Genomic DNA, 25,273 nt, shown 5'->3' with positions numbered 1-25,273 from the left:
TGCAGAGCAAAGGCAGCGGCGCGGTCATCCCGTCGAGGCGCTGCCGAACACTCAGCGTGACGCACTCGAATTGACGTCAGCCGCGTCGGCGTAGTGGTGGTCGGTCGCTGCCGCTGAGCGCCTCGGCCCCGGCTGCCGATCTCGTTTGCCGGAAGACTGCGCCGGTCTGCGGTTCGGTCGACGAGGTTGCCAGGTGTTCCCCCGGTGGCGCGGGAAGCGGTCAACGGCAGCGGCAGCGGTGAAGGCGCGGCCGGGTCAGCGGTAGACGGTGCGGTGGGCGGCGGCGATCGTCCGGGCGTACACCGCTCCGGTGACTGCCCGGTCGCGGGCCAGCGCGGCCCGCGCCGCGTTCGCGCCCGGCGCGCCGTGCACGCCGCCGCCGGGGTGGGCGGAGGCACTGGCCAGGTAGAGCCGGTCCACCGGGGTGTCGGCCCGGCCCAGGCCGGGGATCGGCCGCAGGAACAACTGCTGGTACGCCGCGGCCGTGCCGCCGCCCAGCGCGCCCCCGACCAGGCTCGGTTCGGCGGCCTCCAGGTCGGCCGGGCCGGCCACATGCCGCCCGACGACGGACGCCCGGAACCCGGGTGCCGCCGCCTCCAGCGTCTCTTCCATCCGCTCCACGTGCCCGGCCACCTCCTCGGCGCGCCAGTCCCGGCGGAACGGCAGGTGGGTGTAGGACCAGAGCGACTCGGTGCCGGGCGGTGAGTGGCTCGGGTCGGCCACCGACATCTGCCCCACCAGCAGGAACGGATCCCGGGGCAGCTCGCCGCGGGCCAGCTCGGCCGCGTACGTGGTCAGGCCGTCCATGTCGGCGCCCAGGTGCACGGTGCCGGCACCGGCCAGGTCGCGGTTCTTCCACGGCACCGGCGCGGACAACGCCCAGTCGACCTTGAGCGTGGAACCGTCCCACTTGAAGTGCGCCAGATCCTCGACCATCCGGGGCGGCAGCGCCGCCGCGCCGACCAGGTCGAGGAAGAGCGCCGGGGCCGGCACGTCGGCGAGCACCGCGCGCCGGGCCCGCCAGTCGGCGCCGCCGACGGTGCGCACGCCCATCGCCCGGCCCCGGGCGGTGAGCACCCGCTCGACCCGGGCGCCGTACGTAATCCGGCCGCCCCGCTCGACCAGCCGCGCCACCAGCGCGTCGGTGATCCGCTGGGCGCCGCCGACCGGCACCGGCCAGCCCACCTGCTGGCCGAGCATGGCGAGCAGCCAGCCGTACACCCCGGAGCCGGCATCCTCCGGGGACAGGTCGGTGTGCAGGGCGCAGCCGGCCAGCAGGACCGGACCGCCCTCGCCCTCGAACAGCTCGGCACCCAGCTTGCGGACCGGGAGCACGAGGCGGCGGGCCAGCCGCAGCGCGCCGCCGACGCGGAGCTGCCGCAGCAGGCCCAGACCACCGCGCACCGGGGGGAACGGGGTGGTGATGGCCTGCAGCATCGGCTCGGCCACCTGACGCCAGTCGGCGTACGCGTGCCGCCAGCGCTCCCCGTCGCCGGGGGCGAACGCCTCAAGCGACGCGGCGGTGGTGTCCAGGTCGCGGTTGACCACGGCGGCCCGGCCGTCCGGGAGCAGGTGCGCCAGCACGTCCGGCGCGTGCGTCCAGGACAGGCCGTGCTGTTCCAGGCCCAGCCCGTCGAGCACCGGGGAGGCGTAGCCGAGCGGATAGAACGAGCTGTAGAGGTCGCTGAGATAACCGGGCGCTGTCACGTACGCGGAGCGGACGGCCCCGCCGGGCGCCTCGGTGGCCTCCAGGACCTCGACGTCCCATCCGGCGTCCACCAGCAGGTTCGCGGCCACCAGTCCGTTGTGCCCGGCTCCGATGACGACGGCGTCTGCGGTGGAGGTCATCGGATCCGCCTACCCGGCCGGTCACCGGGCGAAACGCGTTTGCCCTGCCCATGCCGGGGCAAGCACGGCCGCATGTACACGGTTGCGCAGCTCATTGGTGGAGTGTGGGGCGCCGGCGGCGAGGGCGGTGAGCTGGTCGTCCACGATCCGGCGGACGGGTCGCCGGTGACCCGGGCGCCGGTCGCCACCGCCGACGAGGTGGCCAAGGCGGTGGAGGCGGCCCGGGGCGTGGCGGCGGAGTGGGCGGCGACCGCCCCCGCGGAACGGGCCGCGGCGCTGCACCGTGCGGCGGACGCGGTCGAGGCGGCGGCCGGGGAACTGACCGACGCGACCACGGCGGAGATGGGCAAGCCCCTCGATGACGCGCGGGGCGGGGTGGCGGCGGGCATCGGCACGCTGCGACAGTACGCCGAACTCGCCCCGGTACGCGGCGGCCGGACCCTGCACGGCGCGCACGACGCACTGGACTTCATGGCTCCCGAGCCGCGCGGCGTGGTCGCCGCGATCACCCCGTGGAACGACCCGGTGGCGGTGTCCTGCGGCCTGCTCGGCGCGGCCCTGGTCACCGGCAACGTGGTGGTGTACAAGCCGAGCGAGCGGACCCCCGCCACCGGGTGGCTGCTGGCCCGCGCGCTGGACTCGGCGTTGCCGGCCGGGGTGCTGTCGCTGCTCACCGGCGGCGGCGAGGTCGGCGCCGCGCTGGCCGGGCAGGAACTGGACGTGATCGCCCACGTGGGCTCCACCGCCACCGGCCGGGCGATCGCCGTCGCGGGCGGGCGGACCGGCGCGAAGGTGCTGCTGGAGAACGGCGGGAGCGATCCGCTGGTGGTGGACGCGGACGTCGACCCGATCTGGGCGGCCGAGCAGGCGGCGCTCGGTTGTTTCGCCAACGCCGGGCAGATCTGCGTGGCGGTGGAGCGGATCTACGTGCACCGCGACGTCGCCGAGGGCTTCACCGACGCGCTCGTGGCACGCGCCGAGGCCCTGACCGTGGGCCCCGGCCGCGATCCGGGCACGCAGCTCGCGCCGCTTGTCGACAGGCGGCACCGGGACCACGTGCACGGGCAGGTCACCGCGGCGGTGGCGGACGGGGCCCGGGTACGCGCCGGCGGCGTGCTGCCCGACGGCCCCGGCGCGTTCTATCCGGCCACCGTGGTCGAGGGCTGCCGCCACGACATGGCGCTGGTCCGGGAGGAGACGTTCGGGCCGGTCGCCCCCGTGGTGGTGGTCGACTCGTTCAGCGAGGGCCTGCGCTGCGCGGCCGACTCGCCGTACGGCCTGGCCGCCACCGTCCTGACCGGTTCCATGAGCCACGCCCAGCGCGCCTGGCGGGAGCTGCCGGTCGGCACCGTGAAGATCAATTCGGTGTTCGGCGGGGCGCCGGGCGGCGCGGCCCAGCCGCGCCGGGGCAGCGGCCAGGGCTTCGGGTACGGCCCGGAGCTGCTGGACGAGTTCAGCGCCGTCAAGGCGGTACACCTGGAGGCGCCGGGCGGCGGCCACTGGTGAGACGGCACGAATGAGCCCGGGACCGAGGCGGTCCCGGGCTCGACGCGTACCCAAAGGGGTCAGCGACCCCCGCGGGCCTTGCGGGTCGCGTTGTTGTTGGCCTTCTCGATGGCCTTGACCAGTTCCGGCTTCGTCATCCGGGACCGGCCGCGCACGTCCAGTTTCTTCGCCACCTCCATGAGGTGGTCCTTGGTGGCGTTGGCGTCCACCCCGCCGGCCGTCGGCGCGCGCCGGGCCGGGCCGCCGCCCTCGGCCTGCCTGTCGCTGGGGCCCTTGCGGCCCTTGGGCTCCCAGTGGTCGCCCACCTTCTCGAACTCGTGCTTGACCGCGGCGAAGGCGGTGCGGTGCGCCCGCTCCCCCTCGCCGTAGGTCTCGACCGCCGAGTCGTGCGTCTTCTCCCAGGTCCGCTGCGCCTTCGCCGGCGAGCGCCGCAGCGTGCTGGGCAGTACCTCGCGCCCGGGCATCTCGTCCTCCTGGAGTATCGATCGGCTGTCTGGTGTGGTTCCCTCCCGCCCGGCGGGCAAACCGGCACCCGGTTTGTCGATTTCCACCGGCGGGTACCGCCCGCCCACGCCCGGTGGCGGGGCCTGGAGGAGGCGGACATGACCGTGACCACACCACAGACGGTCGGCGGCCGGACGCGATCCCGCTTCCCCCGGCGGATCCGCCAGCTCAACTGGCGCACCTGGCGCGGCGTGCTGATGCGCAGCGGCAAGGGTTTCGTCACTGACAACTGCGCGGACTGGGCGGCGGCGCTCACCTACTACGGGGTGCTGGCGCTGTTCCCGTCCACGATCGTGGTGGTGGCGCTGGTCGGACTGGTCTCCGACGGCCCACGCACCGTCGACACCGTGATCGACCTGGCCCGGGAAATCGGCGCCGGTTCGGTGGTCGGCAACGACGCGTTCGTCGGTGTGGTGCGCAACGTGGTCGAACAGCAGGGCTCGGCGAAGGTGCTGCTGAGCTTCGGCCTGCTCGGCGCGCTCTGGTCCGCGTCCGGGTTCATCGGCGCGTTCACCCGGGCCTCGAACGCGATCTACGGGGTGCGGGAGGGGCGGCCGTTCTACCGGCTGCGCCCGTTGCAGATCGGCATGGCCGCGGTGACGATCGTGCTGCTGGCGGTGGTGGCCACCGGGCTGATCGTCAGCGGCCCGGTCACCGACGCGGTGGGTGACCTGCTGCACGCCGGGGCGGTGGCCCGGACCACGTGGTCGGTGGCGAAGTGGCCGCTGCTCGCGGTGGTCGCGATGACCTTGCTGTCGCTGCTGTTCTGGATCGCGCCGAACGTCCGCCAGCCGCGGTTCCGCTGGCTCACCCCGGGTGGCGCGCTGGCGCTCGTGGCCTGGGTGCTCGTCTCCTTCGGCTTCGGCCTGTACGTGGCCAACTTCGGCTCGTACGACGTCACGTACGGCAGTCTCGGCGCGGTCATCGCGTTCCTGGTGTGGCTCTACCTGTCCAACTGCGCGTTGATGCTCGGCGTGCAGGTGAACGCGGAGCTGCAGCGCGGGCGGGCGATGCAGGCCGGGATCGAGGAGCCGGACGACCCGGTGCTGCCGCCGCGCGCCCCGGCCGACGAGGACAAGGAGAACGCGGACAACGAAAAGACCGCCGACCGGTTGCCGCCCGGATGACCGGCTCCCCCGGCCGGCGCCGGTTTACCGGCGGCCCTCGGGGGCATCTCCCAAGGCATGGAACGTGGCAGCAGCAAGCACTCGCCCAGGGTCGACGACCAGATGAGCAGTGAGGTCAGCGGTCTCGTCCAGAGCGCCGGCACCGGCGGTTCCCGGGCCGAGGAGTTCCGGATCCCCGAGCCGGCCGGCGAGGACCAGCCGGAGGCCACCACGGCGCCGGCCGGGGAGCTGCGCAGCGGCGCGCCGCAGGGCATGAGCTCCGAGGACGTCGAGGCGCGCAGCCGCCTGGGGCGGTTCATCACGATGACCGCCCTGCCCGGCGACCGGGAGGCGCTGCTTGCCAACGCGCTGGAGAACGAGGCGCCGACGGACATCGTCGCCGCCCTGGAGACCCTGCCCGAGGGCACCACCTACCAGACGATCTCCGAGGTGTGGGCCGCACTCGGGCACCGGAACGAGACGACGCGCTGGTGAGCGGGCCGGCCCACGGCCCGCGACGAGACACCGGCGGAACAGGAGGAACCCCGACATGAGTGGCGTTACCGAGCATGTGGACGTGAAGGTCCCGATCCGGACCGCGTACGACCAGTGGACCCAGTTCGAGGAGTTCCCGCACTTCATGGAGGGTGTGCAGGAGGTCCGGCAGCTCTCGGACAGGATGACCCACTGGACGGTCGAGATCGCGGGCGTGAAGCGCGAGTTCGACGCCGAGATCACCGAGCAGTTGCCGGACGAGCGGGTGGCCTGGCGCTCCACCGGGGGCACCCAGCAGGCGGGCGTGGTGACCTTCCACCGCCTCGACGAGGGGCACACCCGGGTCACGCTCCAGATGGAGTTCGAGCCGCACGGCGTGGTCGAGCAGGCCGGCGACAAGCTGGGCGTGGTCGACCGGCGCGCCAAGGGCGACCTGGAGCGGTTCAAGCAGTTCATCGAGCGGCGCGGTCAGGAGACGGGCGCCTGGCGCGGCGCCGTCGACCGCCCCACCCCCTGAGCACCCTCCCCGTACCGAGTCTCCGATGGCCGCCGGCACCGCCGGCGGCCATCGCCGTGCCCGGCCGTTTGCGATCATCCGGTCCGGGTACCGCAGGGTAATGACCGACAACGACCGCCACGTGTGGCGCGACGAGGACCGTACTCCCCTGCATGAGCTGGACCAGGCCATCGCCCGGTCGGCCACGGACGGCCAGGGCGACGACGTCACCGCCAACGACGCCGGCGAGGAGGCCGCGTTCGGCCACGGCCCGGAGGCGGTGGACCGGGGTGCCGGCCCGGAGGCCGAGCGGCGTGAGATGACCGATGCGGACCGGGCCTACCGGCCGTCGACGATCGGGCGGACCGGCCCCGACAGCATGTGATCCCCGGGTGACTGCGGGCACCCGTGCCGGTGCCCGCAGCCGCCGGATTCATGCTCGGCCGAAGCGACATAAAGTGCGGTACGGACGGTCGGGAAAACGGACAGCCCATCCAGAATCGGCCGAACGGCTGACGGCACTCACCTCGATGCGCGCAAGACTTTCGGGATGCAACAGGGCTCCGGTTTTCTCTCCAACCGTCAGCGCAAGCTCGCCTGGCTGGGCTTCCTGCTCGCCGCGATCCAGGCTCCGGTCTCGGCCCGGTTCACCGACGACAGCTCCTGGCTGTTCAGCCTGGTGGTGGCGCTGATGGTAGCGACCGTGATCATCGCCGACGACGGCGCCCGCCGCCGCCCGGCCGACGCCCGCGCCTCCGACTGAGTCAGCCTCCGCCGGGGCGCGCCTCGTGCCCCGGCACCCCCCGGCTGCGGCGGCGCTCCTTCATCTCCGCCTCGTAGAGGTGCCGCCGGCCCTCGACCAGCTCGTCGCGGGCCCGCCGGTCCAGCTCCCGGAAGAGCGCGTAGTACCCGTCGTCGAAGTCCTCGACGATCTGGAACGTCCACCGTCCGGCGATGACGTTGCGGCCGAGCAGTTCCCTGTCGATCCGCTCGGCGATCGCCGGGTGGCCGGCGGAGCGGAACATCTCCACCGCGTCGTCGAGCATCAGGTCGGCGTGGCCGATGAGCTGGTGCAGCTCGTACAGGTGGCCCCGGGCCCGCTCGACGCACTCCAGGGCCTCGCTGAGCTTGCCCAGCGCCTCGACGGTGGCGTCACTCACTCCCTCCGGGCGCCGGTGCGCCCGGTCCGGTCCGTCGGCCCGTTGTCCCATCCTGTCCCTCCGTGACCCGATCGCGTGGTCTGCGTATCGGACTTCTGCCCCCGCACGGGCGACTCAACCCTGGCGGAGGAGGCGGCCGCTCCCCCGGACGATCCGGGCATCCGCCGCTCGGCCGAGGTCGGCCCCCGGTGGGCGGCGTTAGCCTCGGACACCATGCGCGCGCCGAAGAACCGGGTCGCGACCCGCCGCTCTGCGGCCGTGGCCGCGCGGACGACCCTCACCACGCTCACCGCCGCCGTCGGCACCGCCGGCCTCGCCGCGGCCCACGCGAACCCCGGGCTGCTCGCCGAGGTCGACCAGCACGCCGCCGGGGTACGCGACAGCCTCGACGGCGACCGCCGGCCGCTCACCGTCGCGGCGCTGGCCGGGTACGTCGACGGGCTGCGCGAGGCGGCGGCCGAGCACGGCTGGACGCCGCCGGCCGGGGCGGAGGTGGACTGGTCCGAGCCGGACTGGATGCTCACCCGCCTGCTCGCGGTCTGCCTGCTGGCCCGCGGGCTGGACCCGCGCCACCTGGCCTGACCCGGGCACGGCTACGGGGCGCCCGCGATCGCCCCGCGGACACCCCGTCACCCGTTGCCGTCAGCCGTTCGGCCGGCGGAACTGCTGCGTCTCGTCCCCTGCCTCGCCGGAGCGGTATGTGCCCGCCCCCGACATGGACGACTGCGGCGACGCCGGTGCCGGTTGCCCGCCCCGGTCGGCCATCCGCCGCTCGTAGTCGCCGCGGCCGGCCTGCTGCGCCTGCCGCTGCTGCCGGATCGCCCGGGACTCCTCGGCGGCCCGGTGCAGCCAGCCGTCCCAGCGGTCCTGCATCGGCTTGACCAGACCACCACCGACACCCACGATCAGGATGCCGGCCACTGTGGCGAGGAACGCCACAAGCACCGGTGTGGTCACCGTGGTGGCGATGCCCACCTGGTTCAGCGCGGCGATGATGCCGAGCGCCAGGATGAAGATCGCCGTCACGTCGGCCAGCACCCGGCCGTACGAGAGCCCGCCGAGCGCGCCGGAGACCAGGTCCCGGACGGCGTTGGCGATGGCGGCGGCGATCACCACGATCACGATCGCCACGAAGGCCCGCGGCAGCCAGGACACCACCCCGCGAATCAGGTCGCTGATCGCGTTTGGCCCCCACACCCCGAAGGCGAACTGCAGGGTGAACAACAGGACCGCGTAGTAGGCCAGTTTGGCCAGGATGTCGCTGGCGTCGTACTTGGTGCGCTCCAGGGCCCGTTTGACACCGCCGCGTTCCACGGCGCGGTCGAACCCGACCCGTTCCAGTGCCGCGTCCACGATTTTGAGGACGGCTCGGGCGATGAGCCAACCCACGACGAGGATCGCGATGAACGCGATCGCCCGCGGTACGAAGAGCAGCACCGACCTCCAGAAGTCGGTCCAGGCCGCACTGATGTCGACCTGACCGACCGCGAGGGTTTTCGGCATGATGTCCCTCCTGTCGCGTGAACTGCGCCGCCCGCATACCCGATGGCCTGGGCAGCACGCCGGGCCGGACCGGGGCAATTTCCCGACATGGCCTGCCTAACCGGCCCTGACCTGCTCGAACATCCGCGTCGTCGGGTGCCCGCGTCCGCCACGGACACATGATCGGAACCAGCTGGCCACGCGCCGGTTAGGCTGCGGTCATGCCAGGCACCGTCGGTCGGGTTCCCACTCCGTCCGCCCCCGCACCGGGAGCGCCCACCGATCCCGTCGTCGGCGGGCCGGCGGCCGGTGCCGTTCACCCCTGGGCCGGCACGTCGCTGGGGCCCCCGGACACCTGGGATCCCGCGGTCCGCGCGGTGGCCGACGTGGTGCTCGCCTCCCCGGTGCCGATGGCCCTGCTCCTCGGCGACGACCTGGTGGTCTTCTACAACGACGGGTACGCCGAGCTGATCGGCGACCGGCACCCGGACGCGCTGGGCCGGCCGGCGGCCGAGGCGTTCGCCGAGGTGTGGCGCGACCCGGGCGCGGGCGAGGCGCTGGAACGGGTCTACCGGCACGGCGAGCCGTTCCTGCAACGGGAGGCGGTGCTGCCGGCCGACCGGCAGGGCCCGGCCGAGCCGGCCGTGTTCACCAGGGGCCACTGCCCGGTCCGCGACTCCGGCGGCCGCATCGTCGGCGTGCTCACCGTCTCGGCGCAGACCACCCAGCTGACCCAGCAGTTGCAGAGCCTGAGCGACTTCGCGGCGGCGCTGGCCGGCACGCTCACACTCGACGACGTGGCGCGGGTGACGCTGCGCTACTGCCTGCACACCTTCGACGCCGACCGGGTGTCGTTCGCGGTGGACGAGGGCAGCGCGTGGCGGCTGGTCCGCCGCATCCGCGGCGAGCTGCTCGACGAGGCCGACGAGCGGCTGCCCCCGCTGTGGCGGCGGATGTCCGCCGAGTCGGCGCTGCCGGCGGTGGTGTCCGCGCGCAGTGGCGTGGCCTCGTTCACCGCCGACGGGCAGCCGCTGCGCGGTGTCGCGGCGGACCGGCACGACGAGAAGATCCGCGCGCTCGCGGCGCTGCCGCTGCGGACGACTGTGGTCCGGGGTTCGCTGACCGTCGGCTACCGGGCGCCGCGCCCCTGGTCCCCAGCGGAACGGGCGCTGCTGACCGCGTCCGCGGAGCTGGTCGGCCAGGCCGCCGAGCGGGCCCGCCGGTTCGAGACCCAGCACGGCACCGCCCAGATGCTGCAACGCAGCATGCTCCCGGAACGGCTGCCGGACCTGCCCCGGCTGCGCATCGCCGCGCGGTACGACCCGGGCGTGGACGGCAACGCCGCGGGCGGCGACTTCTACGACGCGTTCCTGCTGCCCACCGGCGCGCTGGGCGTGGTGCTGGGCGACGTGGCCGGACACGACGTGCAGGCCGCCGCCCGGATGGGCCAGGTACGCGCCGCGCTGCGCGCGCTCGCCCTCGTCGACTCCCGCCCGGACGCGGTGCTCGACGGACTGGACCGGCTGGTCAGCAGCCTCGGCGTCGAGGGCGGCACCCAGGAGCTGTTCGTGACGGTGATCTTCGGCGTGGTCGAGGCGGACCGGGAGCTGATCACGCTCGCGAGCGCCGGTCATCCCGCGCCGCTGATCCGGCGCGCCGGACCCGACGCGGCGGCGGCCGAGTTCGTCGACGTGCCGCCCGCCCCTCCGCTGGGTCTGGGCGGGCGTGCGCGTACCGCCACCGTGCCGTTCCGTCCCGGCGACACCCTGCTGCTCTACAGCGACGGCGTGGTGGAGCGGCGCTGGCAGGACCTCGCGGCCGGGATGGCCGGGCTGGGCGCGGCGGTGACCGGGGCGGCAGGCGGTGACCCGCGCGCGCTGTGCGCGGTGGCGTCCGCGTCGGTGCCGGGCGCCACCGAGGACGACGTGGCGGTGCTCGCGGTGGAGTACGCGGTGCGCCCCAGCCGGTCGGCGAGCATGGAGGTGCCGGCCGAGCCGACCGCGCCGAGCCGGGTCCGGCACTGGATGACCGCGCAGCTGGGCGAGTGGCGGGTGCCGGAGGCGGTGATCGGCGCCGCGGTGCTGTGCACCAGCGAGCTGACCACCAACGCGTTGCTGCACGCCGGCACGGCCGCCCGGGTCGAGGTCGACCTGTCCGCCGAGCGGCTGCTGGTGTCGGTGGCCGACTCGGGCACCCGGGGTCAGGTCACCCGGGCGCAGACCGACACGCTCAGCAGCCGGGGCCGCGGGCTCGGCCTGATCGAGGAGCTGAGCGACGCCTGGGGCACCGACCCGACCGTACGCGGCTCGACGGTCTGGTTCGAGATCCTCATTCCGCCGGGTGAGTCGCGCGTCGGCGACGCTGCGGCCGGGTAGGAGCCGGACATGGCCGACGACAAGCGACGCGGTGTCCTCTTCGACGTGGACGGCACCCTGGTCGATACGACGTACCTGCACACGGTGAGCTGGTGGGAGGCGCTGCGCCAGGGCGACCACCGGGTGCCGATGGCGCGGATCCACAGGTCCATCGGCATGGGCTCGGACAAGCTCCTCGACCACCTGCTCGGCGCCGAGCGGGACCGGAGCGCCGACGGCAGGCTGCGCGACGCGCACGACGCGCTCTACGCCGAGTACTGGGAGCGGCTGGCGCCGCTGCCGGGCGCCCGTGAGCTGCTGCGCGCCTGCGCGGAGCGCGGGCTGCGGGTGGTGCTCGCCACCTCGGCCGCCGAGCACGAGGTGACAGCGCTGCGGGCGGCGCTGGACGCGGACGACGTGATCGACTCGGTCACCTCGTCGGCCGACGCGCAGGAGAGCAAGCCGGCACCGGACATCCTGGTCGCCGCGCTGGAGCAGTCCGGCCTGGCCGCCGAGCGGGTGGTGTTCGTCGGCGACTCGGTCTGGGACGTGGCCGCCGCCGGCAAGCTCGACATCCCCTGCATCGGGCTGACCTGCGGCGGCACCGGCCGCGCCGAACTGGCCGGCGCGGGCGCGGTGGCGGTGTACGAGGACCCGGCCGCGCTGCTGGGCGCGCTGGGTGACAGCGCCATCGCGTCGCTCGGCTGACGGGCGGCTCAACCGGCCGGCGCGCGCAGGCTTAGCCGGACCCGCTTCGGGGCACTGCTGGACTCCACCGCCCGGCCGCCGGGCGACGGAAGGGTGGTGTCGTGGAACCGGTGGATGTCGCGTTCGCTCTGCTGGGCGTCGGTGCGCTGCTGGCCGGGGTGCTGCCCCGCGTGCTGGAGCGACGGCCACTGTCGATGCCGATCGCGTTCCTCGGGCTCGGCATGCTCGTGTTCGTGCTGCCCACCGGCCTGCCCACACCGGACCCGCTGCGCTGGCCGGAACTGACCACCCACCTCACCGAGGTCGGTGTGATCGTCGCGCTGATGGGCGCCGGCCTGAAGATCGACCGTCCGTTGAGCTGGTCCCGCTGGTCGTCGACCTGGCGGCTGCTGGCGATCGCCATGCCGCTGTGCATCGCCGCGGTGGCGCTGCTCGGGTGGTGGTGGGCCGGCCTGGTGCCGGCCGCGGCGCTGCTGCTCGGCGCGGCGCTCGCCCCCACCGACCCGGTGCTCGCCTCGGACGTGCAGGTGGGCGAACCGACCGATGTGGAGGACTCGGAGGACGAGGTGCGCTTCGCGCTCACCTCGGAGGCGGGCCTGAACGACGGGCTCGCCTTCCCGTTCGTGTACGCGGCCATCGCGATCGCCACCACCGGGCTCGCGCCGTCCGGCTGGCTGGCCGAGTGGTTCGCGGTGGACGTGCTCTACAAGCTCGCCGCCGGGGTGGGTGGCGGGCTGCTCGTCGGCTGGCTGCTCGGCAAGCTGTTCTTCCGCGCCCCGAGCAAGCTGCGGCTGGCCCGGCACTCCGAAGGGTTCCTCGCGCTGGCCGCGACGTTCCTGGCGTACGGGCTGGTCGAGGTGATCGGCGGGTACGGCTTCCTGGCCGTGTTCGTGGCCGCCCGGGCGATCCGGGCCGCCGAGCGCACGCACGAGTTCCACTCCGTGCTGCACGACTTCGCCGAGCAGGTGGAGCGGCTGCTCACGGTGCTGCTGCTGCTGCTGTTCGGCGGGGCGGTGATCGGCGGGCTGCTCGCGCCGCTGACCTGGCCGGCGGCGCTGGCCGGGCTGGCCCTGGTGCTGGTGATCCGGCCGCTGGCCGGGTGGCTGTCACTGCGCGGGGCGCCGGGCAAGCCGGCCGAGCACTGGGTGATCGCGCTGTTCGGCATCCGCGGCGTCGGCTCGTTCTACTACCTGGCGTACGCCACCAGCAAGACCGACTTCCCGCAGGCGGATCTGGTCTGGGCCACAGTCGGTCTCGTGGTGGTGGTGTCGGTGGTGGCGCACGGCATCGCCGCGACACCGGTCATGCAGTTGCTGGACCGGGCGGGCGAACGCACCGGCGAGGGCGCGCGGGCCGGCTCGGCGGCGCAACCGGTGGCCGCCACCGGCTGAGCACGCGTCGAGTTGTGGCCTGGATCAGCCCAGCCGGGCGGCGAGCGCGCGGCCCAGGTCCCGGCCGGAACGCCAGGCGGTCTGCGCGCGCGGCCGGCCGAACGCGTCGCCGGCCAGCCCGATCCCGTCGTCGTCCAGGTGGTACGTGGCGCTCCCGGACTGCGCGGCAGGTGTCGCGTACGTCCAGCGGTGCACGTGTGTCGACGCGGCCGGCTCGGGCAGTCCGAGCAGGTCGCGGACCGCCTGCTCGATCGCCGGGCCGGCGGCGGCGGGCTGGCGCAGGTGCCCGGCGGCGAACCCGGCGGTGGTGTGCGCGACGAGCACCGGGGCGGCGTCGCCACGCCGGTCGCCGTCGTCACAGACCAGGCTGAGCACGGGGTGGTCGTTGACGAACGCGCCGTGGAAGTCCGCCCAGCGGCGGGCCGGGTACCGCAGCACCCCGGTCAGCGCCGACGACCAGCGCTGCGCGGCCACCGCCCGGGTGGCGTCGGCCAGGGCCGGGTCCAGCAGCGGCGCGGCCTGCGGGCCGGGCATGGCCAGCACGACCGCCTCCGCCTCGACGCCGTCCACCCGGGGGCCCGGCTCGACGCGCGTCACCAGCCGTTCGTGCGTCACCGGCAGGTCGGCGGCGAGGTGCTCGACGAGCGAGCGCAGCCCGCGCGGGGCGGCCCAGCGCATCGGGCCGCTGACCCGCTCGCGGCCGCCCGGCCCGTACGCGACGAGCGTGTCGGTCCACTCCCGGGCCAGCCCGGCGGCTCGCCACCGGTCCGCCACGGCGGCGAAGTCCGGATCGTCCACGGTGAAGTACGCGGCGCCCAGGTCGGCGGGACGGCCGTCGAAGCGCTTGCTGGCCATCCGCCCGCCGGTGACCCGGGCGCGTTCGCGTACCCGCACCGGGATGCCGGCCCGCGCCAGCTCGGTCGCGCAGGCCACCCCGGCGATGCCCGCACCGACCACCACCACGCCCGCCCGGTCCGCCGTCACCAGGTGATCGTAGGCGGCGGGCGGCATGAACCCGCCCGACCGGGGGTAGTGGTACACCTGTTCGAGGAGAGGTGATCAGCATGGCCGACCGCGACAACGCCAGCGGCAGGAACGTGAACCCGGACGCCGCCGTCAAGGACCCGGACGACTGGGTCACCGGCGACGAGCCGCCCACCGCCGCCCAGGAGTCGTATCTGCACACCCTGGCCCAGGAGGCGGGCGAGCCGGTGCCGGAGGGCCTGACCAAGGCCGAGGCGTCCCGGCGGATCGACGAGCTCCAGGCGGAGACCGGCCGGGGCCGCTGAGGTCAACGTGGGGGCAGGCGGTGCAGCTCGACCCGGTCGAGCCGCCCCGCCGCCACCCGGGCGGTCAGGTAGGTGGCGTACGGCTGTGCCCGCCGGTCGGTGGGTGAGCCGGGGTTGAGCAGGCGCAGGCCGCCCGGGGCGACGCTGTCCCAGGGGATGTGCGAGTGTCCGAAGACGAGCAGGTCGCAGTCGCCGTACGCGGCGGCGCAGCGTTCCTCGCGGCGGGTCTTCGGGCCGGTCTCGTGCACCACGGCGACGCGCAGGCCGTCCAGGTCGACCCGGGCCACCTCGGGCAGCCGGGCGCGCAGCTCCGGCCCGTCGTTGTTGCCGTACACGGCGATCAGGCGGCGCGACCGCTCCTCCAGTGCGTCCAGCAGCGCCACGTCAACCCAGTCCCCGGCGTGCACCACCACGTCCGCGGCCTCGACGGCCGCCCACAGCGCCGCCGGAAGGTCCCGCGCCCGCTTCGGCACATGCGTGTCCGCCATCAAGACCAGATCCACTCCCTCATCCTCCCCCACCCGCCCTCTTCGCCGCGTCGATCATGAACTTGGCGGCACTCAGGGAGATCGACTTCGCCGTCAACCTCATGATCGACGCGAAGCGGTAGCGGGGTGGCGGGCGGAGGGGGCGCGGGCGGCGGCGTCGGTGATGCGGCCGGCGGCGATGATCAGGCCGATGTGCGAGTACGCCTGCGGGAAGTTGCCCACCTGCTCGCCGGTGTCCTGGTCGATCTGCTCGGCGTAGAGGCCGAGGTCGTTGGTGCGGGCGGCGAGGCGCTCGAACAGCCGCCGGGCCCGGTCCAGCTCCCCCGCCTCGGCCAGGCAGGCGGCCAGCCAGAACGAGCAGATCACGAACCCGGCCGGGTCGCCGTCCCAGCGGCGCAGCAGCCCGTCGCGGGACAGCCGCCGCTCCAGCACGTCCATCGTGGCGCGCATCCGCGGATCGCTCGCCGGCAGGAAACCGACCAGCGGCATGACCAGCACCGAGGCGTCCAGGTCGTCGGCACCGAACGCCCCGGTGTACGCACCGACGCGCTCGTTCCAGCCGTGGGTGAGCACGGCCGCCCGGATCTCGTCGCGCGCGGCGGCCCAGCGCGCCACGTCGGCGGGCTCGCCGATGCGGGAACCGAACCGGACCGCCCGGTCCAGCGCGGTCCAGCACTCCACCTTCGACGACACGTAGTGCCGCTGCGGACCACGCCCCTCCCACATCCCCGCGTCGGGCCGGTGCCAGCCGCGCTCGGCCTGGTCGGCGAGAGTCCGCAGCAGGTCACGCACCTCTGGTGACATCGGATCGAGGTAATACCGCATCAGCCAGGCGGCGTCGAGCACCTCGCCCAGCACGTCGTTCTGCCGCTGCCGCCAGGCGTCGTTGCCGACCAGCACCGGGCGGCTGTGCTCGTACCCGGCCAGGTGGTCGAGGTCGTGCTCGGTCAGGTCCCGCTCCCCCTCGACGCCGTACATGATCGGCACCGGTTCGTCGCCGATCCGGCCCATCGCCCGCGCCACCCAGGTGAACTGCCGGTCCGCCTCGTCCGGGCAGGCGGCCCGCCAGAGGGCCTGGAGCGTGAGGCTGAAGTCGCGCAGCCACACGTAGCGGTAGTCGTAGTTGCGGTCGCCGCCGAGCCTCTCCGGCAGCGAGGTGGTGGCCGCCGCGACGACGGCGCCGCTCGGCGCGTACGTCATGCCCTGCACGGCGAGCGCGCTGCGCCGCACCTCGTCGCGGTACTCGCCCTGGTAGTCGTGCAGCGCCGACCAGGACCGCCAGCCGGCGACCGTCTCGGCCACCACCTCGGCGGCGTCGGGCAGCGCCGGTCGCCCCCCGGCGTACGTCGGGGCGTACCCGAGGGTGAAGCGGTGAGCGCTGCCGGCGCGGGCGGTGAACCGTCCGGCGGCAGCCCCTTCGGCGATGGTCAGCGGGACGTCGGCGCGCAGCTCCAGGCGGCAGGCCCCGGCGGTGGCGGCCACCACCCCGTCGTGCTCGGTGAGGTAGGCGCCGACCCGGCCGTACTCGAATCGCGGCGCGTATTCCACACGCATCCGCACCTCGCCGGTGAGCCCCTCGACCAGCCGGGCGAGCACCCGCGGCGAGCGCATCCCGATCTCGTGACCACGCGCGCCGGGCTCCAGCGCCAGGGCGTCGGTGACGGCCACCGTGCCGGTCGCGGTGGTGAAGACGGTACGCAGCACCAGCGTGTCGTCCAGGTACGACCGGCTGCTGGTGGCCGCGCCCTCCGGGCGGATGCTCCAGTGCCCGGCGTCGGCGTCGAGCAGCCGCCCGAACACCGACGGCGCGTCGAACCGGGGCGGGCACCACCAGTTGACCGAGCCGTCGCTGTCGACAAGCGCCGCGCTGCGCCCGTCGGCGAGGAAGCCGTGCTCGCTGATGTGTCGGGTCGGCACGGGTGTGGCTACCCGGCCCGGGCACCGGCATGCCTCGCCACATCGGTCCGGCCCGGCGCGTTACCGCTGCCCGGCGGCGGGAACGCGGCGGGTTGACGAAGGAGGATGCTCATGACCAGACCCTCGACTCCGACCGCGGCCTGGCAACCCGGAATGCCGGGCAGCGACAACCTCCCGTCCGGCCCGGGCGGTCGCCCGACGCCGCCGAGCGGGGACGGGCACGGCCCACAGGCCGGTTCGGCGACCGTCACGATCGGCTCGTACCCGGACTATCCGTCCGCCCAGCGCGTGGTGGACTATCTGGCCGACAACCGGTTCCCGGTGGAACGTACCTCGATCGTCGGCACGGACCTCACGCTCGTGGAGACCGTGATGGGACGGCTCACCACGGGCCGGGCGGCCCTGTTGGGCGCCGGCACCGGTGCCTGGTTCGGTTTGTTCATCGGGTTGCTGTTCGGCATCTTCACCGCCGGCAACTGGCTGGCGGTGATCCTGGTCGGGCTGGTGATCGGCGCGATCTGGGGTGCCGTGTTCGGCGCCGTCGCGCACGCCATGAGCGGTGGGCAGCGTGACTTCACGTCGGCCAGTTCGCTGCGGGCCGCCCAGTACGCGGTCACTGTGGACGCGGATCTGGCCGGTCAGGCCCAGCAGCTGCTCAGCCGGATGCACCTGACACCGACCGGCGCGACCGCCCGCTGACGCGGGTACGCGACATCGAGGGAGGGCCCCGCCGGGGTCCTCCCTCGTCGCGTCAGTGGTACGCCCGCTCGCCCGCCCGCAGCGACACGTCCACCCGGTTCTCCGGCGGGGCCAGCGGGCACGCCCACCTGTCGTCGTAGGCGCAGCTCGGGTTGTAGAGATAGTTGGCGTCCAGCCGGACCCGGCCGCCGGGCAGCACGGTCAGGCCCCGCCCGAACGTGCCCTTCACCGTGTCGGTGAGGTACCGGCCACCGCCGTACGAGCCGTCGCCGCAGGTGCCGTCGCGCAGCGGCAGGAACAGCCCGCCCCCGTACGCCTCGATCCACCACAGCGTCAGCGGTCCCCACGGCGTCTCGGCGACCGCGACCCGCCGGTACGCGACCACCCCGTCCGGGCCGCCGGTGTCGATGCGCAGCTCGCCGGAGGCGGCGCGCAGCGGCGCCTCGACCACTGCCGACGGGTCGGGCGGGTACCAGCGCAGCCCGGTGAAGCCGGGCCGGTCGGCGGGCGGCACCGGGCTGCTGGGGTGGGTGCGGAACAGCTCGTCGCGCGCGGCCCGGAACCCAGCCAGGTCGAGGCCGGACAGATAGAGCCGGGCCACCCGCTCCCGCCAGTCGAGCAGGTCGAGATCGTCCATCCCCCGACCCTATCTTCAGTTTTCAAGAAGGGCGGCATCAGGCACGATGCCGCATGCGGCAGAGGCGCTTGTTTAAATTTTAAATAGTGCTACTCTCGGAGCCATGACGGAGAGCCTGGACGCGGAGCGGATCGCCTGCTGGCGTGCGTACATCGAGTCGAGCCAGCGGCTGTTCACGCGGCTCGAGGACGACCTGCGCGCCGACAGCGACCTGAGCTTCGCCGACTACCACGTGCTGGTGCTGCTCTCCGAGGTGCCCGGCCAGCGGCTGCGCATGGGTGAGCTGGCCGACCGGCTGGTGTTCTCACCGAGCCGGCTGACCTACCAGATCACCACGATGCAGAAGCGCGGCCTGGTGGCGAAGGAGGCGTGCCCGGCGGACCGGCGCGGCAGCGAGGCCGTCCTCACCGCCGCCGGCCTGCTCGCCCTGCGCGAGGCCGCGCCGCACCACCTGCGCTCCGTGCGCGCCCACCTGATCGACGACCTCGACGACGCCGAGGTCGCCTGCCTCACCCGGGTCTTCGAGCGGCTCGGCCGGCGCCTGCGCGCCGACCGCACCGCGTCGTCCACCCCGGCCGACAAGTAAGGAGCCCCGCGATGCCCGCGATCACCGTCGACGACGTCCTCGTCCTGCCCCGCCTGCCGAAGCTCGGCGAGGCCACCGAATACCGCTCGGTCCGCCGGGTCACCACCGCCCCCAGCGGGTACGAGGGCGAGGGTTTCCCGGTCCGCCGGGCCTTCGCCGGCGTGCCGATGACCGAGCTGGACCCGTTCATCCACCTCGACCAGATGGGCGAGGTCGACTACGCGCCGGGCGAGCCGAAGGGCACCTCCTGGCACCCGCACCGCGGCTTCGAGACGGTGACCTACATGATCGACGGGATCATGGACCACCAGGACTCGACAGGTGGCGGCGGCACCATCACCGACGGCGACACCCAGTGGATGACGGCAGGTAGTGGTCTTCTGCACATCGAGGCGCCGCCGGAGCACCTGGTGATGAGCGGCGGGCTGTTCCACGGCCTCCAGCTCTGGGTCAACCTTCCCCGGGTGGCCAAGATGAGCGCGCCCCGCTACCAGGACATCCGCGGCCGGGAGTCGGCGCTGCTGACCACGCCCGACGGCGGTGGCCTGATCCGGGTCATCGCCGGGGAGGTCGCCGGGCACCGGGGCCCGGGCTCGACGCACACGCCGATCACCATCGCGCACGTCACGTTGCAGCCCGGCGCCGAGCTGAGCCTGCCGTGGCGGTCGGACTTCAACGCGCTGGTGTACGTGCTTGCCGGCCGTGGCACTGTCGGCACCGACCGTCGGCCGATCCACCTCGGCCAGCTCGCCGTGCACGGGCCGGGCGAGGCGCTGCGGATCACCGCCGACCCGACGCAGGACTCCAACACCCCGGCGCTGGAGCTCTATCTGATGGGCGGCCAGCCGATCCGCGAGCCGGTGGCGCACTACGGCCCGTTCGTGATGAACACCCGGGCCGAGCTGATCCAGGCGGTCGAGGACTTCCAGGCCGGCCGGCTCGGGGTGATCCCGACCGGGCGGGTGCCGCACAGCGACGGCCAGGGCGACCGGCCCTGACCCGCTCCGGGCGCCCCGGTTCGCCGGGGCGCCCCGGCGGCGGCCTCAGGAGACGGCGAAGATCCCGGCCACTCCGAGGATCACCATCAACAGGACCGCCACCAGCGCACCCCGCTCCCCCTCCACCGCCTGGTCGCGGTCGGTCACGGTGTTCGTCGTCTCGGCGGGCATGTCGGTGCCTCCTCGGTGTCGCGATCCAGGGGTCCGGCGCACCCCTGGCGCGCGGCGCCGACGCCGACCTGCTGCTCGACGTGCGGGGCCCTGCCGGGGGTCCTACCGTGTGAGGACGTCGTCGACCTCGGGGGGTGGAACGTGACTCTGCGGGACTGGTTCCTCACCGCACAGGAACGCGCCAACCCGAGGTCTGAGTTACCCGCCTGGACCGATGGAAACCTCGCCGAGCCACTGATTCACGGTGCCGCGTACTTTGACCGCCTGGTCAGCGAGGTGGAGTCGTTGTCGGCGGGCGACCACCTGTTCTTCACCGACTGGCGTGGCGACCCGGACGAGCGGATGCGCCCGGACGGCCCGACTGTGGCGCAGCTGTTCGCCCAGGCCGCCCAGCGCGGGGTGATCGTCAAGGGCCTGATCTGGCGCTCCCACCTCGACACGCTCTCCTACAGCGAGGCGGAGAACCGCGACCTCAGCGAGGCGATCCGCGCGGCCGGCGGCGAGGTGTTGCTCGACCAGCGGGTCCGGCGCGGCGGCTCGCACCACCAGAAGCTGGTGGTGCTGCGCCGCCCCGGCGACCCGAGTCGCGACGTCGCCTTTGCCGGCGGCATCGACCTGTGCCACAGCCGCCGCGACGACGCCGACCACGCGGGCGACCCGCAACCTGTCGGCATGTCCCCCCGGTACGGCCCCACGCCGCCCTGGCACGACGTGCAGCTCGCGGTGCGCGGGCCGGTGGTCGGCGCGCTGGACACCACGTTCCGGGAACGGTGGACCGACCCGATGCCGCTGGACTCGGAGAACCCGACGGCGTACCTGCGGGACCGGCTGCGCGGCTCCGACCTGCGCCCGGACCCGCTGCCCGCGCAGCCCGCCGACCCGCCGCCGTGCGGGCCGCACCACGTGCAGGTGCTGCGCACCTACCCGGCGGTGCGGCCCCGCTACTCATTCGCCCCGGACGGTGAGCGCACGGTGGCCCGCGGCTACACAAAGGCGGTACGCCGGGCCCGGCGACTGATCTACCTGGAGGACCAGTACCTCTGGTCGACCGAGGTGGCCGAGCTGTTCGCGCAGGCGCTACGGGAGCACCCGGACCTGCACCTGGTGGCGGTCGTGCCCCGGCACCCGGACGTGGACGGCCGGCTCGCGCTGCCGCCGAACATGGTGGGCCGGGAACAGGCGCTGTCGCTGTGCCACCGGGCCGCGCCGGAACGGGTGCACGTCTTCGACGTGGAGAACCGCGAGGGCACGCCGGTCTACGTGCACGCCAAGGTCTGCGTGGTGGACGACGTCTGGGCCAGCGTGGGCAGCGACAACTTCAACCGCCGGTCCTGGACGCACGACAGCGAGCTGTCCTGCGCCGTCCTCGACGACACCCGCGACACCCGCACGCCGGCCGACCCGGCCGGGCTGGGCGACGGTGCCCGGGTGTTCGCCCGCGACCTGCGGCTGTGGCTGTGGCGCGAGCACCTGGACCGCGATCCCGGCGGCGGGCAGGACGACGACCTGCTGGACCCGGCGGACGCGGTGGCGGCGATCACCACGACGGCGGAGGAACTGGAGCGCTGGCACGCCGGCGGGCGCGTCGGTCCCCGCCCGCCGGGCCGGTTGCGGCCGCACCACCCGGAGCGGTTGCCCTGGCGTACGCGGCTCTGGGCGCTGCCCGCGTACCGGCTGGTCTACGACCCGGACGGCAGGCCGCTGCGGGCCCGGCGAGCCGGTACCTGGTGAGACCCGAATCAACCGCTTCACACCGTTCACACCCGCCTACACCTTAAGTACATCGTACTTTCGGCTAGATTTCCGCAGGACGATCGGGCTATGGTGGCTTCCAAACGTAGGACCAACACCTAAACCTAAGCGTCACGTCTTTTTTCTTCCGTGGACGAGGTGCAGGGAGGACCACCCATGACCGCTCCCACGACGAGCGCCCCGGCGACCACGCCGGCCGGCTCCGCGAAGCTCGACCCCCGCTCGCTCACCGACAGCGCCGCCGACCTGCTCGCCGCGATGGCCGCGCTGCCCGCCGACCACCCGTCCCGGCCCGCGCTGCGCGACCGCGCCATCGAGGCGTGGCTGCCGCTGGCGAACCACCTGGCCCACCGCTACAGCGGCCGGGGCGAACCCAACGACGACCTGGCGCAGACCGCCGCCATCGGCCTGATCAAGGCGATCGACAAGTTCGACCCGTCGCGCGGCGTCGACTTCGCCGGCTACGCCATCCCGACCATCATCGGGGAGCTGAAGCGCCACTTCCGCGACCGCACCTGGGACATCCGGGTGCCCCGCCGGCTCCAGGAGCTGCGGCTGGCGATCTCCGACGCCAACAGCACGCTGCTCCAGACGCTCGGCCGCTCGCCGACTGTCGCCGACATCGCCGCCCACCTCAAGCTCACCGAGGAAGAGGTCCTGGAGGGCCTGGAGGGCGCTCGCGCCTACAACGCGGTGTCGCTGTCCACCCCGACCGGCGACGGCGAGCGGGCCACCGAGCTGGGCGACCTGCTCGGCGGCGAGGACGGCGAGTTCGAGCTGGCCGAGATGCGGGTCGCCCTCGGCCCGGCGCTCGCCACGCTCGACCAGCGCGAGCAGAAGATCCTCACGCTGCGCTTCTACGGCAACCTGACCCAGTCGCAGATCGCCGAGCAGATCGGCGTCTCGCAGATGCACGTGTCCCGCCTGCTGGCCCGGGCGCTGACCAAGCTGCGCGGTCAGCTCGACGGAACGTACTAGCAAGGGGGCGGCGGCCGGGTCGGCGGACCCGGCGTCGCGGCCACCCGGCCCGGTCGGCGGTGCGCCGGCCGGGCCGTTCCGCGTTCCCGGGGGCAGCGCGGACCGTCCAGCGGTGCGGTGCGAGAGTGGGTCAGTGCTCGCCGACATCCCGCTCGACCTGCCGGTCCGCCCGGTCCTGCCGGTGCTCGTCGACGCGCTGCGCGAGCGGGGCGCCGCAGTCCTGGTGGCGCCGCCGGGCACCGGCAAGACCACCACCGCGCCGCTCGCGGTCGCCGACGCGGTCACCGGCCGCGTGGTGATCGCCCAGCCCCGGCGGGTGGCCGCCCGCGCCGCCGCGCACCGGATGGCCGCCCTGCTCGGCGAGCGGGTCGGCGACCGGATCGGGTACGCGGTGCGCGGTGAGCGCCGGACCGGGCCGCGTACCCGGGTGGAGGTGGTCACCACCGGCCTGCTGGTCCGCCGCCTGCACCACGACCCGGAGCTGCCGGGCGTGGCCGCGGTGCTGCTCGACGAGTGCCACGAACGGCACCTCGACGCCGACCTGGCGCTGGCGTTCAGCGTCGAGGCCCGGGCGACGCTGCGCCCCGACCTGTGGCTGCTGGCGATGTCGGCCACCCCGCAGACCGACCGGTTCGCCGCGCTGCTCGGCGCCGGCGACCCCGCTCCCGTGGTACGCGCCGAGGCGGCGCTGCACCCGGTCGAGCGGGTGTGGGCGCCGCCACCGCGCCCGGTGACGCCGCCCGGCGCCGGCCGGGTCGACCCGGCACTGCTCGACCACGTGGCCGCCACGGTCCGCCGGGCGCTACGTGAACGCGACGGTGACGTGCTCGTCTTCCTGCCCGGCGCCGGTGAGATCGGCGCCGTCGCGCGCCGCCTGGCCGATCTCCGCGACATCGCGGTGCTGCCGTTGCACGGACGGCTGCCCGGGCCCGCCCAGGACGCGGCGCTCACCCCTGCTGCCGGACGGCGCGTGGTGCTCGCGACGGCGGTGGCGGAGAGCAGCCTGACCGTCCCCGGCGTCCGGGTGGTGGTGGACGCCGGACTGAGCCGGGTGCCCCGCACCGACCTGGCCCGAGGGCTGGGCGCGCTGGTGACGGTGCCGGTGTCGCGGGCCGGGGCCACCCAGCGCGCCGGCCGGGCCGGACGGGAGGCGCCCGGCGCTGTCTACCGCTGCTGGTCGGAGGCGGCGCACGAGCGGCTCGCCCCGCAGCCCGAACCGGAGATCGCCACCGCCGACCTGACCGGGTTCGCGCTGGAGCTGGCGGCCTGGGGCACACCGGACGGCACCGGGCTGGCGCTGCCCGACCCACCGCCGCCGGCCGCGCTCACGGTGGCGCGGGAGACGCTGACCACGCTCGGCGCGGTGGACCACGACGGCCGGATCACCGCGCGGGGACGGGCGGTCGCGGCGGCGGGCACGCATCCCCGGCTGGCGCGGGCGCTGCTGGACGGCGCGCCCCGGGTCGGTGCCGACCGGGCCGCCCAGGTGGTGGCGATCCTCGGCGAGGACACGCTGGGCGGGACGGGAGACGACCTGCCCGCACGCTGGCGCCGGCTGCGCGACGGCACCGATCCGGGCGCCACCGCGCGCTGGCGCACCGAGGTACGCCGCCTGCGCGCCGCCCTGCCCGCCGACCGGAACCCCGCCGGCACCCCGGCCGGATCGACGCCGCACCGCAGCGGGAGCGGCGAACCGTCGGCCGGCGACGAGCGGGAGCGCCTGCCCGACGATCTGGCCGCGGGGCTGCTCGCCGGGCTGGCGTACCCGGAACGGCTGGCCCGGGCACGGCGGCCGGGCGGGTCCGCGTACCTGATGGCCGGCGGGACCGCCGCGGAGCTGGCGCCCGGGTCGGGGCTGGCCGGAGCGGCGTGGCTGGCCGTCGCGGTGGCCGACCGTTCCCCCGGCGCGCCGTCCGCCCGGGTGCGGCTGGCCGCGCCGATCGACGAGGCGACCGCCCGGGAGGCCGGTACGGCGCTGCTGCGCTCCGGACGGGAGGTGACCTGGTCCGGCGGGGACGTGGTGGCCCGGGAGGTGGTGCGGCTCGGTGCCGTCGAACTGGTCGACCGGCCGCTGACCGCGCCGGAGCCGGAGCTGGTCGCGGCGGCGCTGCTGGACGGGCTGCGGCAGGAGGGGACGGGCCTGCTGCGCTGGACGCCGGAGGCAACCGGGCTGCGCCAGCGGCTGGCGTTCTGCCGCCAGGCGCTCGGCGACGACTGGCCGGACGTCACCGACGCGGCGCTGCTCGCCGGCGCGCCCGTCTGGCTCGGCCCGGAGCTGGCCCGCGCCCACCGCCGGGCCGACCTCGGCCGGGCGGACGTGGCGACGGCGCTGCGGCGGCTGCTGGACTGGCGGCAGGCGGCGCGGCTGGACGAGCTGGCCCCGGAGCGGCTCGCGGTGCCCAGCGGCTCGCGGATCCGGGTCGACTACGCCGATCCGGCCGCCCCGGTGTTGGCGGTGAAGCTCCAGGAGACGTTCGGCTGGCGGGACGTGCCACGCGTCGCCGACGGGCGGGTGCCGGTGCTGCTGCACCTGCTCTCCCCCGCCGGACGGCCGGTGGCGGTCACCGCCGACCTGGCGTCGTTCTGGCGCACCGGATACCCGCAGGTACGGGCGGAGCTGCGCGGACGCTACCCGCGCCATCCGTGGCCGGAGGACCCGACCACCGCCGAGCCGACCCGCCGGGCCAGCCCGCGCCGGCGGTGAGGGC

At 74.6% G+C, this 25,273-nt stretch carries 26 protein-coding genes; 17 read left to right on the top strand and 9 right to left on the bottom strand.

All coding sequences use genetic code 11. The annotated features are described in order from the left end of the window. Positions 1-255 precede the first annotated feature (255 nt). A complete protein-coding gene (locus tag AB0C17_RS08840) occupies positions 256-1,848 on the bottom strand; it encodes an NAD(P)/FAD-dependent oxidoreductase (protein WP_357469268.1) in 1,593 nt (530 codons plus the stop codon). A 72-nt stretch (positions 1,849-1,920) separates the two neighbouring features. Between AB0C17_RS08840 and AB0C17_RS08835 the strand changes: the two genes are divergently transcribed. Next, entirely contained in the window at positions 1,921-3,354 is a 1,434-nt protein-coding gene (locus AB0C17_RS08835) for an aldehyde dehydrogenase family protein (protein ID WP_357477595.1), read from the top strand. A 59-nt stretch (positions 3,355-3,413) separates the two neighbouring features. Here AB0C17_RS08835 and AB0C17_RS08830 read toward each other — a convergent pair whose 3' ends face one another. Further along, positions 3,414-3,818 carry a ChaB family protein gene (locus tag AB0C17_RS08830; protein ID WP_357469274.1) on the bottom strand — a complete coding sequence of 135 codons (405 nt, stop codon included), beginning with the start codon at positions 3,816-3,818 and terminating at the stop codon, positions 3,414-3,416. 138 nt (positions 3,819-3,956) lie between these two features. Here AB0C17_RS08830 and AB0C17_RS08825 point away from each other — a divergent pair, with 138 nt between their 5' ends. The 5 genes from AB0C17_RS08825 (at position 3,957) to AB0C17_RS08805 (ending at position 6,718) form a co-directional block, all read left to right on the top strand. Continuing rightward, the gene (locus AB0C17_RS08825; RefSeq protein WP_357469277.1) at positions 3,957-4,985 is read left to right on the top strand and encodes a YihY/virulence factor BrkB family protein; all 1,029 of its coding nucleotides are present in this window, start codon (positions 3,957-3,959) and stop codon (positions 4,983-4,985) included. Between the two features lie 57 nt (positions 4,986-5,042). Continuing rightward, complete coding sequence (locus tag AB0C17_RS08820; protein ID WP_354867132.1) at positions 5,043-5,459, top strand: DUF2795 domain-containing protein; 417 nt, start codon at positions 5,043-5,045, stop codon at positions 5,457-5,459. A gap of 55 nt (positions 5,460-5,514) precedes the next feature. Then, on the top strand, positions 5,515-5,976 hold the full coding sequence (locus tag AB0C17_RS08815) for an SRPBCC family protein (protein WP_357387038.1): 462 nt from the start codon (positions 5,515-5,517) through the stop codon (positions 5,974-5,976). Positions 5,977-6,076: 100 nt separating this feature from the next. Further along, positions 6,077-6,340: a hypothetical protein gene (locus AB0C17_RS08810; protein ID WP_030270328.1), complete on the top strand. Its 264-nt coding sequence runs from the start codon at positions 6,077-6,079 to the stop codon at positions 6,338-6,340. A 165-nt stretch (positions 6,341-6,505) separates the two neighbouring features. Continuing rightward, positions 6,506-6,718, top strand: coding sequence for a hypothetical protein (locus AB0C17_RS08805; protein WP_357387036.1), 213 nt, complete (start codon positions 6,506-6,508; stop codon positions 6,716-6,718). 1 nt (position 6,719) lies between these two features. On the opposite strand, the gene AB0C17_RS08800 is transcribed toward AB0C17_RS08805, so the two are convergent. Further along, the gene (locus AB0C17_RS08800; protein ID WP_357477592.1) at positions 6,720-7,166 is read right to left on the bottom strand and encodes a hypothetical protein; all 447 of its coding nucleotides are present in this window, start codon (positions 7,164-7,166) and stop codon (positions 6,720-6,722) included. 162 nt (positions 7,167-7,328) lie between these two features. On the opposite strand from AB0C17_RS08800, the gene AB0C17_RS08795 reads away from it, so the two are divergent. Beyond that, the gene (locus AB0C17_RS08795; protein ID WP_357469284.1) at positions 7,329-7,697 is read left to right on the top strand and encodes a DUF6401 family natural product biosynthesis protein; all 369 of its coding nucleotides are present in this window, start codon (positions 7,329-7,331) and stop codon (positions 7,695-7,697) included. A gap of 60 nt (positions 7,698-7,757) precedes the next feature. Here the strand turns inward: AB0C17_RS08795 and AB0C17_RS08790 are convergent, their stop codons facing one another. Next, positions 7,758-8,618, bottom strand: a complete 861-nt coding sequence (locus tag AB0C17_RS08790) for a hypothetical protein (RefSeq protein WP_357477589.1) — start codon at positions 8,616-8,618, stop codon at positions 7,758-7,760. Between the two features lie 200 nt (positions 8,619-8,818). On the opposite strand from AB0C17_RS08790, the gene AB0C17_RS08785 reads away from it, so the two are divergent. The 3 genes from AB0C17_RS08785 to AB0C17_RS08775 all read left to right on the top strand — a co-directional run bounded on the left by AB0C17_RS08785 (position 8,819) and on the right by AB0C17_RS08775 (position 13,050). Next, entirely contained in the window at positions 8,819-10,972 is a 2,154-nt protein-coding gene (locus tag AB0C17_RS08785) for a SpoIIE family protein phosphatase (protein ID WP_357477587.1), read from the top strand. Between the two features lie 9 nt (positions 10,973-10,981). Then, positions 10,982-11,659, top strand: a complete 678-nt coding sequence (locus tag AB0C17_RS08780; protein ID WP_357477584.1) for an HAD family hydrolase — start codon at positions 10,982-10,984, stop codon at positions 11,657-11,659. A 101-nt stretch (positions 11,660-11,760) separates the two neighbouring features. Then, entirely contained in the window at positions 11,761-13,050 is a 1,290-nt protein-coding gene (locus AB0C17_RS08775; RefSeq protein WP_357477582.1) for a cation:proton antiporter, read from the top strand. Between the two features lie 24 nt (positions 13,051-13,074). Here AB0C17_RS08775 and AB0C17_RS08770 read toward each other — a convergent pair whose 3' ends face one another. Next, on the bottom strand, positions 13,075-14,013 hold the full coding sequence (locus tag AB0C17_RS08770) for an FAD-dependent oxidoreductase (protein ID WP_357477847.1): 939 nt from the start codon (positions 14,011-14,013) through the stop codon (positions 13,075-13,077). A 101-nt stretch (positions 14,014-14,114) separates the two neighbouring features. Between AB0C17_RS08770 and AB0C17_RS08765 the strand changes: the two genes are divergently transcribed. Then, complete coding sequence (locus tag AB0C17_RS08765; RefSeq protein ID WP_357387024.1) at positions 14,115-14,339, top strand: DUF3072 domain-containing protein; 225 nt, start codon at positions 14,115-14,117, stop codon at positions 14,337-14,339. Between the two features lie 2 nt (positions 14,340-14,341). Here AB0C17_RS08765 and AB0C17_RS08760 read toward each other — a convergent pair whose 3' ends face one another. Continuing rightward, positions 14,342-14,842, bottom strand: a complete 501-nt coding sequence (locus AB0C17_RS08760; protein ID WP_357477579.1) for a YfcE family phosphodiesterase — start codon at positions 14,840-14,842, stop codon at positions 14,342-14,344. 84 nt (positions 14,843-14,926) lie between these two features. Next, complete coding sequence (locus tag AB0C17_RS08755) at positions 14,927-16,744, bottom strand: glycoside hydrolase family 15 protein (protein WP_357477575.1); 1,818 nt, start codon at positions 16,742-16,744, stop codon at positions 14,927-14,929. Positions 16,745-16,855: 111 nt separating this feature from the next. Here AB0C17_RS08755 and AB0C17_RS08750 point away from each other — a divergent pair, with 111 nt between their 5' ends. Continuing rightward, positions 16,856-17,443: a general stress protein gene (locus tag AB0C17_RS08750; protein WP_184684403.1), complete on the top strand. Its 588-nt coding sequence runs from the start codon at positions 16,856-16,858 to the stop codon at positions 17,441-17,443. A 52-nt stretch (positions 17,444-17,495) separates the two neighbouring features. On the opposite strand, the gene AB0C17_RS08745 is transcribed toward AB0C17_RS08750, so the two are convergent. After that, on the bottom strand, positions 17,496-18,080 hold the full coding sequence (locus tag AB0C17_RS08745) for a DUF1684 domain-containing protein (RefSeq protein WP_357387019.1): 585 nt from the start codon (positions 18,078-18,080) through the stop codon (positions 17,496-17,498). A 103-nt stretch (positions 18,081-18,183) separates the two neighbouring features. Between AB0C17_RS08745 and AB0C17_RS08740 the strand changes: the two genes are divergently transcribed. Both AB0C17_RS08740 and AB0C17_RS08735 read left to right on the top strand, forming a co-directional pair. Continuing rightward, complete coding sequence (locus AB0C17_RS08740; protein ID WP_357387017.1) at positions 18,184-18,666, top strand: MarR family transcriptional regulator; 483 nt, start codon at positions 18,184-18,186, stop codon at positions 18,664-18,666. Positions 18,667-18,677: 11 nt separating this feature from the next. After that, positions 18,678-19,664, top strand: a complete 987-nt coding sequence (locus AB0C17_RS08735; RefSeq protein WP_357387015.1) for a pirin family protein — start codon at positions 18,678-18,680, stop codon at positions 19,662-19,664. Between the two features lie 45 nt (positions 19,665-19,709). Here the strand turns inward: AB0C17_RS08735 and AB0C17_RS08730 are convergent, their stop codons facing one another. After that, complete coding sequence (locus AB0C17_RS08730) at positions 19,710-19,835, bottom strand: hypothetical protein (RefSeq protein WP_013285371.1); 126 nt, start codon at positions 19,833-19,835, stop codon at positions 19,710-19,712. A gap of 141 nt (positions 19,836-19,976) precedes the next feature. On the opposite strand from AB0C17_RS08730, the gene AB0C17_RS08725 reads away from it, so the two are divergent. From AB0C17_RS08725 to hrpB, 3 genes are all read left to right on the top strand, one after another. Then, positions 19,977-21,566, top strand: coding sequence for a phospholipase D-like domain-containing protein (locus tag AB0C17_RS08725; protein WP_357387013.1), 1,590 nt, complete (start codon positions 19,977-19,979; stop codon positions 21,564-21,566). Between the two features lie 177 nt (positions 21,567-21,743). Continuing rightward, positions 21,744-22,565: a SigB/SigF/SigG family RNA polymerase sigma factor gene (locus AB0C17_RS08720; RefSeq protein ID WP_357387011.1), complete on the top strand. Its 822-nt coding sequence runs from the start codon at positions 21,744-21,746 to the stop codon at positions 22,563-22,565. Between the two features lie 133 nt (positions 22,566-22,698). Next, positions 22,699-25,269: an ATP-dependent helicase HrpB gene (gene hrpB, locus AB0C17_RS08715; protein WP_357477573.1), complete on the top strand. Its 2,571-nt coding sequence runs from the start codon at positions 22,699-22,701 to the stop codon at positions 25,267-25,269. The last annotated feature ends 4 nt before the right edge of the window (positions 25,270-25,273 follow it).

The sequence above is a fragment of the Micromonospora sp. NPDC048887 genome (genome assembly GCF_040649715.1).
Taxonomy (GTDB): Bacteria; Actinomycetota; Actinomycetes; order Mycobacteriales; family Micromonosporaceae; genus Micromonospora.
Note: the sequence above shows the minus strand (reverse complement) of the source record. Positions and strands in the feature narration are given on the sequence as shown.